A 13,019-nucleotide genomic window follows, 5' to 3' on the forward strand; every position below is an offset into this window, starting at 1 on the left:
CGCCCCCCCCGCCCCGCCGCCCGAAGTCACCCTGACGTTCAACTTCCTGGGCTCGCCCAACCTGGTCTTTGTCTGCTGGGTCCCGTCCGGCCAGGATGCGAACTTCACGGATGTGAAGACGGTGATCCGCGAAGGTGAGCAGGTCCGAGAAGAGGTGCGCTACGGCGTAAAGGAAAGCGACTGTGGCGGCGCTGCCGGCGCCAGCCTCTACATGTGGCAGCCGGGCTTCTATCACTACGCCGTCCGGGCCTGCAACAACGCGGGTTGCTCCCAGTGGAGGGACGCCTACGATGATGCCCGCTACTGGTTCACCATCCCCTGCGCCGATGCCAGCGGCGCCGCCTGCGCGCGGCGGCGTTAAGGCGCCCGGCGCTCGTGCCGGCTAGACCACTGCCACCAGCGCGAAGCCGCCGATTAGCAGCAGCGTCGCCAGCGTGAAGAGCGTCGCCTGCAAGGGACGATCGCCCATCGTTGGCCCTGGGCCCTGGGCGAAGGCCGCCAGGTACAGGACAAGGCCAGCCGCCATCATCACCCAGCCGGCGAGCGTCATAGCCCGATACTACATCGTGCCGGGGCTCGTGCCGCCAGGACAGATGGTGCTTTGCCAGGGAGGCTGCCTGGCCCGCGACGAAGCGGCCAGGACTTGCGCGGTTGACCGCCCCGCTCCAGGCCTCTGTCCCCCGAGACGTTCGGTCGATGCTATCTGGCATGATTAGCGCTGCAGTAGCGCCGGACGCGTAGAAGGAGCGCAAGCATGGACGCTGACCAGGTCTTTACGCGGGTGGGCGATCTCGCCCGCCGGTTCGCCGCCGAGCGCCCTGAGCGGCAGGTCCGGCGCCACCTGGACAAGCAGGACTTCTCGGGCCTTGCCGACGCCGGCTTTTTGCTTACGGGCGTGCCGGCAGCGATGGGGGGACTGTGGCAGGACGTCGCGTCATCGACGCGGCCGGCTGCCGAGGCACTTCGGACCCTGGCCCGGGGCGACCCCTCTGTCGCTCTGGTGGCGTCGATGCACCCGGCGGTGCTCTCGTTCTGGCTCTGCCAGCCCGAGGCGCCGGCGCCGTATCGCGAGGCCTGGCGGGAGCAGCTCGAGGCCATCGTTCGCACGGCGTTGGAGGGGCACTTCTGGGGCACGATTACGTCGGAGCCGGGCAGCGGCGGCGACGTCGGCAAGACCAGGGCGGTAGCCGAGCCAGCTGGCGAGGGGAGGTATCTCATTTCGGGCGCCAAGCACTTCGGCTCGGGCTCCGGGGTCACTTCCTACATGATCACCACGGCCCTGCCGCGAGGTGAGGAGTCGGCGGACTGGTTTTATCTCGACGTCCGTGACGCTCGGTGGGACGGGTCCGGCGGCATGCGCCTCGTTGCCGAGTGGGACGGCCACGGCATGGCAGCGACCCAGAGTCATGCCTTCGAGTTCTCTGGTTACGATGCGACGCGCATGGCCTGGCCGGGGAACTTGCGCGTGGTCTCCGGCAAGGCTGGCGCATTCGTATCGGCGCTGTTCACTGCCGTCGTTACCGGCGTGGTCGAGAGCGCCGTGGAGCTCGCCCGAGAGCAGGTCGCTCGACGCCGGGACTCACTGAGGCCTTACGAGCAGGTTGAGTGGGCGCGGGTGGAGAATGAGGCCTGGCTCATCAGCCAGGCGTACGAGGGCATGCTGCGCCGGATCGAAGCCAAGGGCTCGGAGGCCCTGCTCGATGCCCTGCACGCCAAGACCGCGGTGGCCGAACTGGCGGAGTCGGTCACGGGCCGCATCTGCAAGATCATCGGTGGCGGCACATTCGGGCGCGGGTCTCCCTTTGGCTTCTTTTTCGAGGACGTGCGGGCGCTCGGTTTCCTGCGCCCGCCCTGGGGGCTGGCGTTCGACCAAATCCTGGAACGGACGTGGGCTGCCCATGCATGAGCAGGAGTTGCTGGAAGCGTTCAAGGCCTACCGTGTGGAAGCGCACCAGAGGCTGTTCGCAGTCGTTGACGAGCTAGACTACAACCAGTTCCGCTGGCAGCCGGCCCAGACCTTACCTTCGATCGCTTTCCACGTCTGGCACCTCGGTCGCTGGGCGGACTTCGACCGCGTGGCCATCGGCGGTGGCGAGCAGGTCTGGGTCGCCGAGCGGCTGGCTCAGCGCTGGGGCCTCCCGTCTTCCGGGCTTGGCGTCGCGGAGACCGGCATGGGCATGGGTGACGCGATGACGCCGGCCCTCGCTCGCGTCCCGAGCGAACAAGTCCAGGAGTATGCGTTTCGTTGCTTGCGCGCGCTCGACGATGCAGTCGCCAGCCTGGCGCCGACGGACCTGAGGCGGACCACTTCCGGGGCGACGGGCGATTCACGGGATATCGTGACCGTCCTCCTCGGCCATTTCGCCCATGACAACCGCCATTTGGGTATGATCGAGGCCCTTCGCGGCATGCAGGGGCTCAGCGGCACGGCAACTGACTGAGTGGGAGGGGCGCCATGGACTACGAGCAGATCATCTATGAAGTAGAGAGGGGCCGGGCGCGGATCATCCTCAACCGTCCAGAAAAGCTGAATGCTCTCTCTGGCTACCTGCAGCGCGAGCTGAACGACGCCCTCTGGCGCGCAGACGCCGACCCCGAGGTGCACTGCATCATTCTCAAGGGCAACGGCCGCTCGTTCTGCTCCGGATACGACCTCACGCCGTCGCCGCCCCCGCAGAACCCTACGGCTCTCGGGCCCGCGCGCCCGACCCGCCGCGGCCAGTCCATGGAGGACGACGCCTGGCGCCTGGAACAGGGCCAGCACCTCCGCATGGCCATCTGGGACATCCACAAACCCGTGATCGCTCAGGTCCACGGCTACTGTCTCGCGGGCGGCACGGACCTGGCGCTCCTCTGCGACATCGTCGTCGCCGCGGAGGACGCGAGCATCGGCTTCCCGCCGGTGAGGGCGATGGGGTCGCCCGTCGCGCACATGTGGACATACCTGGTCGGGCCGCAATGGGCGCGCTACATGCTCCTCACCGGCGACTCCATCGACGGCCGCGAGGCCGAGCGTATCGGGCTCGTCTGGCGCGCCGTGCCGGCCGACCAGCTGGAGGCCGAAGTGGAGCGCCTCGCGGACAAGATGGCGATGATCGACACGGACCTCCTCGCGGCGAACAAGCGCATCAGCCAGATCGCGATGGAGATGATGGGCGCCCGCACTATCCAGCGCATGGCAGCAGAGATGGACGCGCGCGCTCACCTCTCGCCGGCCGTACGCGAGTTCAATCAGATCAGCCGCGAGCAGGGTCTCAAGGCAGCCCTGGAGTGGCGCGACGCGAAGTTCGGCGATGGTCGCACGGCCGAAGAGTATCGCCGCCGCCGCGAGGAGCAGATCCGCCGGCTCCAGGGCTAGGGCAGAGAACGATGTCGGGAGCGGAGCTAGTGGGACAACAGAAGAGGACATGCGCCGGGGGTGCAGGTTGAGGCGGGACAGTCCTTGCACTCCGTCGCCTGCACTGTCCGCCGAGATGCCATGCTGATCCGCGCGACCGACGACTTCCGCTTCGAGTGGCCCGACCCGGCGGACGCGAATTTGGTCTGGCTGTGGGACCAGATGCACATACCCCGGCCGCTGCCTCCGCTGGCGGCGGAGCTCACTGCCCAGATGATGGCTAGGGTCATGGGCGGCCGCTCCCTGATTGTCAACGGCTACCCCTATCGCTCCTTCGGTCCGCCCGCGCCCGCCGCTTCGCCTGGCCCCGCGGGGCCGCCTCTGCTGATCAGCGTCGACCCGATGAAGATCTGGGAAGAGGAGCAGCTCCCCAGGCTGAAAGAGATCATCGCCCGCATCCGCCACCGCGACTACGGCTCCATGTCTGCCGCGCGACTCGCGGGCAGCCTGGACGAATTGAGCGCCGAGGCGGCCGAAGCGATGTCGTTGACCTTTGGCCGGGCGATGGTCTTCAGCGTCGCGTCGAATGCGCTTCTCGACTTCTGTGAGGCCGAGCTCGGGGCCGGCGCGGCCGTTAAGGCGACCGCGATGCTCCAGGGCTTCGAGAACGAGTCGTCGGCCTCGGGAGCCGGCCTCTCCAGGCTCGCGGAGATGGCATCAGGCGTCCCGGGCTTGCCGGAAGCGCTGGCGAGCGGCAGCCGGGAGCGCGTCGCCGCCGTTCGCGGCAGCGAGGCATTTCTGCGGCAGTTCGAGGCGTACCTTGATGCCTACGGTTTGCGGGCGCCGAGCTGGGGACAGATGCACCTGCCGACCTGGTCGGAAGACCCGAGTGTCCCCATGAAGCTGATTGCCCGGTATGCATCGGACCCGCAACGCGGGCCAGCCGCCGCCCTTCGGCGCGCGGCGCAGCAGCGCGAAGAGGTGGTGCGGGAGGTGGAGGCGAGGCTGCCTCCCGACAAGCTGCCTCGCTTTCGCGAGTTGCTGGCCGCGGCCCAGCGCTCTGTACCGGTCAGCGAGGGCCGGGCGCTCTGGCAACTCATCGTCTCCGGTGTCATGCGCATACCATTGCTCGCCCTGGGACGCCGCCTCGTGGAGGAGAGTGGTCTCGCTTCGCCCGAGGACGTCTTCTTCTTCGACGTGTCCGAGCTCCAGGACCTGGCCGCCGGCCACGGCGTGCCGGCGCCGCGCGAGTTGGCCGCTCAGCGCCGCGCCGACCTCGCGCGGTGGGAGAAGCTGATACCGCCGCGTTTTCTCGGCGCTCAGCCGCCGGCCGGCATGACGGGCATGACCGGCATGATGTATCGGTTCTTTGGCCTCGGGGTGGAGCAGTCCGGCGATGCACGCATCGTGAACGGGATCGCCGCAAGCAAGGGCGTCGTGAGGGCTCGGGCGCGGCTGATCCTCGACCTCGGGGAGTCGGACCGGCTTGGGGCGGGCGAAGTCCTGGTCTGTTCCTCCACGGCGCCTCCCTGGACGCCTCTCTTCGCCATCGCCTCGGCGGTGGTCAGTGATACAGGCGGGGTCCTGTCGCACACCGCCATCGCCGCCCGCGAGTATGCGATCCCGGCGGTAGTGGGCACGGGCGTGGCCACCAGACGCATTCCAGATGGCGCGACCGTCACCGTCGACGGCGGCCAGGGCATCGTCAGGATCGAGGACTGAGTGCCTTCGCAGGACGGCCTGGTCTCGATCTACGAGTGCTCCGACGGCCGCGACTTTCCCGTGCGCTGGCGTTCCGCGGAAGAGGCCGGTTCCACGTGGCACTGGGACCCGGAGCACAACCCTGCCCCGGTCACGCCCCTGGACGAGGCGATCTGGCGGGAATGCGGGAGCGGCAGCCGCCGTGCCCGCAGCGAGTTGGGTTTCGCCGAAGGGGACGTGTTCGTCGGCGGCTCCTCTTTCGCCTACTTCAACGGCTTCAACTACTGGCACGAGTCAGAGCCGGACGAGGAGGCGCGGGCCAGGGCGGCGGAAGTCAACCGCCGGTTGCGTGAGCAGTACGGCAGCGCCGCCAACTTCTGGCTGCAGTACTGTATGCCGCGGGCGATCCGCGCCGTCCAGCAGCTCCTGGCCTCGACCGGCGATGAACCCGTGGCGTCTCTGATCGACACCTTCGGCTATGGTTTCGAGCAGACCTTCCTGATGTGGGGCATCGACGAGGACCACCCGGTCCGCTTTCTGCGCGAGGAGCTCGGCGACGAGGCCGAGCGGGTAGCGGTCGAGCTCACGAAAGGCTATCCGACGGCTACCCTGCAAGCCGCCCAGATCCTCTGGGAGCTGGCCCAGGACGCCAGGGCTTCGCCCCCGCTCGCGGCGCTGTTCGCCCGCGGGACCCCGACCCTGGAAGAGGTTGAGGCCGTGGAGGGTGGCGGCGCTTTCGCCGAAGGGTTCAGGCGCTACCTCGACTACTACGGCTGGCGGACCACGGACTGGGACCCCTCCAGTCCCACTCTACGGGAGCAGCCCGAGATCAGCCTCCAGGTGGTGCGCCGCACGATCGTGGAGGACCTGCCGGAGCCGGCCTCGCTGGTGGCGGCGGCGGCCGATGAACGGGAGGCCGCGATCGAGGTCTTGGAGCAACGCTTCCGCTCCGACGCGGCCAAGCTGTCCGAGTTCCGGGCCCGCCTGCTGACGCTGAGCGGGTATCTGGGGCTCAAGGAGGGTCGCGCGCAATGGCAGCTCAGCCTCTGCGGCGCCATCCGCCATGCCTTGCTCGCGCGCGGCCGGCGTCTCGTGGAGGCTGGCGGCCTGGAAGCGGCAGATGACGTCTTCTACCTGCTGCCCGAGGAGATCGAGGCTGCCGTTGCAGGAAGGTCGGGGTGGGGCTCCGTCGTCGCGGGACGGCGCGCGGCGCGCCTGCGCTGGCTCGGCGTGGTACCGCCAGCGACCATAGGCGGCGAGGCGCCGGCGGAGGCGGAGAAGGCCGCCGCGCCTGGCGAACTGCGCGGCATCGGCGCCAGCCGTGGCGTCGTGACGGCGCCGGCGCGCGTGCTTGCGTCTTTCGACGAATACGAACGCCTGCAGCCGGGTGAAGTGCTCGTCTGCGCGACGACCACGCCGGCGTGGACGCCACTGTTCGCCGTCGCGGGCGCGATCGTGGCCGATGGCGGCGGCCTGCTCTCGCACACGGCGATCGCGGCGCGCGAGTACGGCATTCCGGCCGTTGTGGGCGTACGCGGCGCGACGACGACCATCCGGGACGGGCAGACCGTGACCGTGGATGGCAGCGCGGGCGTGGTGCGGCTGGGCGGATGACCGGCGCCGATGCGTGCACGAGTGATTGCCAGCCGGTTACACTCTGCGCCTGCTCCGCCCGGCGGGCGCTAGCCGGGGAGCTGCGATGGCAAAGATGACTGTCTACAAGTGCCCCGACGGCACGGACTTTCCGGTGGCCTGGGAGGACTCGGAGGACGAGAAGCACGGCTGGTTCTGGGACCAGATGCACACGCCTCTGCCGGTTACGCCGCTGTCAGCCGTCCTCTGGAGGGACATTGGTAACGGGTTCAACCATACGAGCGACGTAGTCGGCTTGCCGACGTTCGGCGTGCGGCTCAACATCCATGGCTTCGGTTACATACGTCAAGAGCCGTACGGCGATAACCAGGCGCTGCGCGAGCGGATGCGGGCCAGAGACGCCGAGGAGCGCGGGCCCCATCTCCTGAGTCTTTGGAGGGAGCGGTACGAACCAGAGTGCCGGGCGCTGACGCGCTCGATCCGTGCGATGGCTTCGGACGTGACGTCGCTCGAAGCGGGACTCGAACTATTCCCGCAGGTCCACGCCGCCCGCAGGCGTCTCGGCCAGATACACATGCTTGCGATGGGACTCACGACGGAGGCCTCATCGCGCTTCATTGACCTGTGCAGAGAACGCTTCGGCGCCGAAGGCGAGCTGATCGCGACGGACCTCATGGGCGGATTCCCCAACCGCTCTCTCGACTCGGCCAATGGCCTCTGGGGATTGAGCGAGGTCGTCAAGGAGCTCCCCGCGGTGGAGGGACTGATGCGCTCCGAGAACACCGGGGTGTTCCTCGAGAGGCTCGACGGGACGGAAGGGGGAGCCAGGTTCCGCGAGCGGCTGACGGCCTACCTCGATGAGTTCGGACACAGGAACGAGTCCTTCAGCGAACTCTCGTTCCCTACCTGGGCGGAAGAGCCAAAGTTCCCGTTGCTGATGGTGCGGCGTTACCTGGACCAGCCTCCGGAGTCGAGCCCTTCCGAGATGCACCGTCGCACGGAACGGCGCCGGGAGGAGCGCCTGGCGGCGATAGCGCCGGCGCTTTCGGGCGACGACGAGGCATGGCGCAAGTTCCAGCACGAGATGCGCATGGCGCAGCAGCGCACGGTGCTCATCGAGGACCACAATTTCTACATCGACCAGCAGGGGCCTGCTGCGAGCAGGCGGTTTTGCCTCGCGATAGCCGACCGCCTGATCGAAAAGGGGTTGGTCGACGACCGGGACACCGCCTTCTACCTCACGGAGCAGGACATGGAGCGTGTCGTGGCCGGTGACTCGGCGAGCCTCCGGAGTCTGGCTGCCGCGCGGCGCGCGGAACGAGAGCGCTGGCTGCGGGTGCTTCCGCCGGCTTCGATCGGCGAAGCGGAAGTCTCGATGCCGCCGTTCATGCAGCGCTTCTTCGGTCCCGTGGCCAACGAACCCATGGGCGACGGCGCCATCCGCGGGGTCGGCGGCAGCCCGGGCGTCGTGCGGGCGACCGCGCGTCTCATCCTGGGCCTCGATGACATCGACCGGCTCGCTCCCGGTGAGGTCCTCGTGACCTACGCGACGGCGCCGCCGTGGACGCCGGCCTTTGCCATCGCCGGCGCGGTCGTGACCGACGTCGGCGGGACGCTTTCGCACTGTGCCGTCGTGGCGCGCGAGTACGGCATCCCCGCGGTGGTGGGAGCCAGGCTGGCGACTGCGACGATCCGGGACGGCCAGCTGATAACGGTGGACGGGACGAACGGAGTGGTGAGGCTCGAGGGATGACTCCGAGAGGAGCACGAAACTGGTCGGGACAGACACAGCCCCGCCCGGCTTGCTGTATCCTGCTCCCTGCTTCCTGTTTATCGCGCTGTTGGCTCTGCCGGAGGCTCCTTTGCCCGCCCTAGACTCCCGCATCGTCTTTGCTTCCGGGACCGGGACGCCGGAGCACAGGGCGCTGGTGGTGGCGCTGGCCGAGGCGGGCGCCGACGTGGCGGTGGCGGGTCCCGCCGGGATGCCGTATGAGGTGCTCTTGAACTCGATCTCGAACGAGGTCTGGGCGATGGGCCGCCGCTCGACCGTGATCGCCTACAACCCCCAGGACTCGCGCTCCTTCGCCGATGCCGTCACGCGCGCCGCGGCCGAGCTCGGCCGCATCGATTTCGTGGTGCGCGTGGAGCCGGTGCTGAACGCGTAGGCAGAGGTTCAGCGGTTCAGCATCTCAGCATTTCAGGATTTCAGGTCGGGAGTTGGGTTTACATGAATACGGGGAGGCTGGAAGCCTCGTAGCTAGTATGTGCGCGTGAAGCGCCTGGCAGCCGCCTTCCTCGTCGTGCTGCTGGCGGCCTGCTCGGCGGTCCGCGGCAGCGAGACGCCCGGGCCGGCGGTTGAGGCTACCAGGGCGGACGCGGCTGCGCGTGTCCCGGCCACGGCGGTCCCTGCGGCGCCGGTCGCGCTGGCGAGCATGGAGCCAGCGTCCGCGGACTCGCCGCCCGATGCGGCCGGCAGCTACCTGCTCGATACCTCAACCGGGGCGCTGTATTTCGCCTCGCCGTTGCTGGACGGCGTTTGGTCGCCGGACGGCGGCGTCATCGCTTTCGCGCGCTGCTGCTCCGGGGACGGCTTCATCGACCTGCTCGATGTCCGCGGCGCTGTGGCCCGCCGGGTCGCCACCGGCGATGTGCGCGACCTCGCCTGGTCGCCCGACGGGTCGAAGCTTGCCTTCGTGCCGATGAACGAATTCCAGGCCGGCACCGGCGTGCGGGTCATGGCCCGCGATGGCTCCCGGGTGCAGGCCGTGGTCTCCCACATGGGCGCCGGCGACCCGCGCTGGCTGGACGAAGACCGCATCGCCTACACGGTCGGGCTGCCGAACGCCGACGAGCCGGCCTTCTACCTGGCGCGACTCTCCGACCCGGGACAGCAGCGGCGACTCGATCGAGAGGAGCCGCCCGGCGTCCTCGATCCGCGCGTCATCTTCGGCTCGCCTTCGGCAGACGGGGCCTGGGTAGTCTACTTCGACGGTCCCTATCGCCGGGGCGAGGGCCGGAGCGTCGCCTGGGAGCGCTCCAGCCGCAGGCTCATAGAGCTGGCGCCGCGCCTTGTGCTTGCGCACTGGGCCGGCGCAACGCACCGGGCTCTTCTGCTATCGATCGATGGCCCCACCGGACTTGCGCTGGCGGAAGTCGTCGACTTCGCCTCCGGCAGGGGCGCGCCGGTCCCGGGCGGCTTCGAATCGCGCTGGGCTGCGGACGCGCAGACCGTCGTGCACCTCGGCTATCAGTGCCGCGACGGTGCTCCAGGTGGGGAGACAGAGGTCTTTGCTACGATTCCCGGGGGGCCGGGCCGGAATGTCTCGCGAACTCCGGGGGAAGTGGAGTACGCGCTTGCGCCGGCTCCGGACCGCGGAGCCGTAGCCTTCGCGGCGAAGGCCGGGGATGCCGGCGCGTGGCGCCTGACTGTCGCCGACCTCGGCACGACGGCGGTCCACATGTCCTTCGATCTCCGCCTTCCCGTTCAGCTGCGCGACGGTGCCTGGTCGCCCGATGGCCGCTATCTCCTGTTCACGCTCGGCGCCGGTCCCGGCGGCGCCTGCGAGTGATGTCCTGGTCCCCGCACACACACGGTTGGCGCTGCGGAAGTGCGTATGTTAGGATGTTGGCGACTACGACAGAGATAGCACGACGAGGAAGGCCCGAGGCAAGCCTGCAGTTTGCCGAGGGGGCCAGCCCTGAAGGGGCCGGATGCTCACAGCGGAGCGCAAGACCGAAATCATAGAAACTCACAAGACTCATGAGGGCGACACCGGCTCGCCCGAGGTTCAGATTGCCCTGCTGACCGAGCGGATAAACCACCTCACGCAGCACCTCCGCACGCACCGTAAGGACCATCACAGCCGTAGAGGGCTCCTCAAGATGGTCGGGCAGCGGAGAAGGCAGCTCGCCTATCTAAACAAGACGGACGTTGAGCGCTATCGCGCCATCGTCGCCAAGCTGGGCCTCCGCAAGTAACCACCCTGCGGGGGCCTCGTCGTAGTTGAAGGACCTCGCCGCGGCGAGGAGGAGCGGGTCTTTCCGGGGCCGGAAAGGCTGCGCGCGGAGAACGGGTGGCCCATAAGTCGTTGGCTCTGGGACGGGCGCGTCACTCCCGGCTGGTCGCCAGGCTGCAGCGCACTATCCGTACCCTCTGACCTATAGCACCTGGAAGGAACAATAGAGAGAATGTCGAGCATCTATCAGGTAGACCTAGATGGCAGTCCGCTGATCATCGAGACCGGCCGGCTGGCGCACCAGGCGAACGGCTCCGCCACGGTCGCCTTCGGCGAGACCGTAGTGCTTGTCACCGCCTGCGCCAGCCCGGAGCCGCGTGACATCGACTTCTTCCCGCTGACGATCGACTTCGAGCAGCGGCTGTACGCGGTCGGCAAGATCCCCGGCGCCTTCCCCCGTCGCGAAGGGCGCCCCTCGGACGACGCCATACTCGCCGGCCGCATGATCGACCGCGGCCTGCGGCCGCTCTTCCCCAAAGGTTTCCGCAACGAAGTGCAGGTGATCATCACGCCGCTGTCGGCGGACCAGGAGAACAACCCGGACGTTATCGCGGCCGTCGGCGCCTCCGTGGCTCTCGCGATTTCCGACATCCCCTTCGAGGGCCCGGTCGCAACCCTGCGCGTCGGCCGCATCGACGGCAAGTTCATCCTCAATCCCACCTTCACGCAGCTCAAGGAGAGCGACCTCGACCTCGTAGTCTCGTCGACGCGCGAGAAGGTGATCATGGTCGAAGCCGGCGGCGACAGCGTGCCCGAGGACGTGATGGTGGAGGCGATCGCTTACGCCCACCAGCGCAACCAGGAGATCATCGCCGTCCAGGACCAGATGGTGGCCGAGCTCGGCAAACCCAAGATGGAGGTCAGGGCCAAGGTCATGGACACCAGGGCCCACGAGGCCATCGCCGCCTATCTGGCCGACCGCACGCAGGAGATCCTGAGCTCCGTCAAGCAGGAGCGCGAGGAGGGGCGGCGCGAGCGCATGGCCGAGCTGATCGAGCGTTTCGAGGACGAGTTCGGCGTCGAGCAGATCGCTATGGCCCTCGATGCCGTGATCAAGCAGACGGTGCGCGACAACGTCCTCAAGAACGGCCTCCGCCCCGACGGCCGCCGCGTGGACGAGTTGCGGCCCATCTCGTGTGACGTTGGCATCCTGCCGCGCACGCACGGCTCCGGCCTCTTCCAGCGGGGTGAGACCCAGGTGCTGACCATCGCCACCCTGGGCCCGATGAGCATGCAACAGAAGATCGATACCCTCTCGCCGGAAGAGCACAAGCGCTTCATGCATCACTACAACTTCCCGCCCTTCTCGGTCGGTGAAGTGCGGCGCCTGGGTGGCGTCGGCCGGCGCGAGATCGGCCACGGGGCGCTGGGCGAGAAGGCCCTTCTGCCCGTGATCCCGAGCGAGGATGAGTTCCCTTACACGATCCGCCTCGTCTCCGAGGTCATCGGCAGCAACGGCAGTACCTCCCAGGCCAGCATCTGCGGCAGCACGCTGGCCCTCATGGACGCCGGCGTGCCGATCAAGGACATGGTCGCCGGCGTGGCGATGGGCCTGGTGACGGGCGAGGACGGCGACTACAAGATCCTCACCGACATCGCCGGCCTCGAGGACGCGCTCGGCGACATGGACTTCAAGGTTGCCGGCACGCGGCGAGGTATCACTGCCATCCAGGCTGACTTCAAGATCAGGGGCCTGAGCATCGACCTGATCCGCGAGATCATCTACCGCGCCCGCGAAGCGAGGCTGTTCATCCTCGACAAACTCGCGGAGACGATCTCAAAGCCGCGGGCCGAGCTTTCCCGCTACGCACCCCGGATGTACCGCATCCAGATTCCGCCCTCGAAGATCGGCGTCGTCATCGGCCCCGGCGGCAAGACCGTGCGCTCGATCGTCGACGAGACGAAGTGCACGATCGACGTGCAGGACGACGGCACCGTGCTCGTCGGCTCCAACAACGAGGAGGCGGCCCGCAAGGCGATCGCCATCATCGAAGGCCTGACGCAGGAGGCGCAGGTCGGCCAGATCTACACAGGCCGCGTGACTCGCACCGTGGACTTCGGGGCCTTCGTCGAGATCATGCCGGGCAAGGAAGGCCTGGTGCGCATCGGCGAGCTGGCGGACTACCGCGTGCCCAGCGTGGAGGACGTGGTCAAGGTCGGCGACGAGATCATGGTGATGGTCACCGAGATCGACAACATGGGCCGCATCAACCTCTCGCGCCGCGCCGTTCTCGAAGGCGCCCAGCCGGGTGAGGAAGAAGAGGAGACGGGCGAGATCCCGTCGCCGCTCACTCGCCGCGCTTCGACCCTGACGCCGATGCGCTCCGCGACGCCGCCAAGGCCTGTCGGGCGGCAGGACGGGCGTCCCGGTG

At 68.3% G+C, this 13,019-nt stretch carries 12 protein-coding genes; 11 read left to right on the top strand and 1 reads right to left on the bottom strand.

Annotation, left to right across the window (positions count from 1 at the left end; all coding sequences use genetic code 11):
- Positions 1-361, top strand: a 361-nt coding sequence (locus tag VNN10_12430; protein HXH22824.1) for a hypothetical protein, incomplete at its 5' end; no start/stop codon positions are given.
- 21 nt (positions 362-382) lie between these two features.
- Here VNN10_12430 and VNN10_12435 read toward each other — a convergent pair.
- Positions 383-550, bottom strand: coding sequence for a hypothetical protein (locus VNN10_12435; protein ID HXH22825.1), 168 nt, complete (start codon positions 548-550; stop codon positions 383-385).
- Between the two features lie 204 nt (positions 551-754).
- On the opposite strand from VNN10_12435, the gene VNN10_12440 reads away from it, so the two are divergent.
- From VNN10_12440 to VNN10_12485, 10 genes are all read left to right on the top strand, one after another.
- On the top strand, positions 755-1,906 hold the full coding sequence (locus tag VNN10_12440; GenBank protein HXH22826.1) for a hypothetical protein: 1,152 nt from the start codon (positions 755-757) through the stop codon (positions 1,904-1,906).
- Between the two features lie 7 nt (positions 1,907-1,913).
- Positions 1,914-2,441: a DinB family protein gene (locus tag VNN10_12445; protein HXH22827.1), complete on the top strand. Its 528-nt coding sequence runs from the start codon at positions 1,914-1,916 to the stop codon at positions 2,439-2,441.
- A 14-nt stretch (positions 2,442-2,455) separates the two neighbouring features.
- Entirely contained in the window at positions 2,456-3,358 is a 903-nt protein-coding gene (locus VNN10_12450) for a crotonase/enoyl-CoA hydratase family protein (GenBank protein HXH22828.1), read from the top strand.
- Between the two features lie 120 nt (positions 3,359-3,478).
- On the top strand, positions 3,479-5,059 hold the full coding sequence (locus VNN10_12455; protein ID HXH22829.1) for a PEP-utilizing enzyme: 1,581 nt from the start codon (positions 3,479-3,481) through the stop codon (positions 5,057-5,059).
- Positions 5,060-6,652 (top strand): PEP-utilizing enzyme, encoded by a 1,593-nt coding sequence (locus VNN10_12460; GenBank protein ID HXH22830.1) that lies wholly within the window; start codon positions 5,060-5,062, stop codon positions 6,650-6,652.
- 85 nt (positions 6,653-6,737) lie between these two features.
- A complete protein-coding gene (locus tag VNN10_12465) occupies positions 6,738-8,384 on the top strand; it encodes a PEP-utilizing enzyme (GenBank protein HXH22831.1) in 1,647 nt (548 codons plus the stop codon).
- Positions 8,385-8,493: 109 nt separating this feature from the next.
- Positions 8,494-8,796, top strand: coding sequence for a hypothetical protein (locus VNN10_12470; GenBank protein HXH22832.1), 303 nt, complete (start codon positions 8,494-8,496; stop codon positions 8,794-8,796).
- Positions 8,797-8,901: 105 nt separating this feature from the next.
- Positions 8,902-10,200 carry a hypothetical protein gene (locus VNN10_12475; protein HXH22833.1) on the top strand — a complete coding sequence of 433 codons (1,299 nt, stop codon included), beginning with the start codon at positions 8,902-8,904 and terminating at the stop codon, positions 10,198-10,200.
- A gap of 142 nt (positions 10,201-10,342) precedes the next feature.
- Positions 10,343-10,609, top strand: coding sequence for a 30S ribosomal protein S15 (gene rpsO, locus VNN10_12480; GenBank protein HXH22834.1), 267 nt, complete (start codon positions 10,343-10,345; stop codon positions 10,607-10,609).
- Positions 10,610-10,819: 210 nt separating this feature from the next.
- Positions 10,820-13,019: polyribonucleotide nucleotidyltransferase (locus tag VNN10_12485; GenBank protein ID HXH22835.1), on the top strand; the 2,200-nt coding region annotated here is incomplete at its 3' end.

Source organism: Dehalococcoidia bacterium (genome assembly GCA_035574915.1).
GTDB lineage: Bacteria > Chloroflexota > Dehalococcoidia > DSTF01 > WHTK01 > DATLYJ01.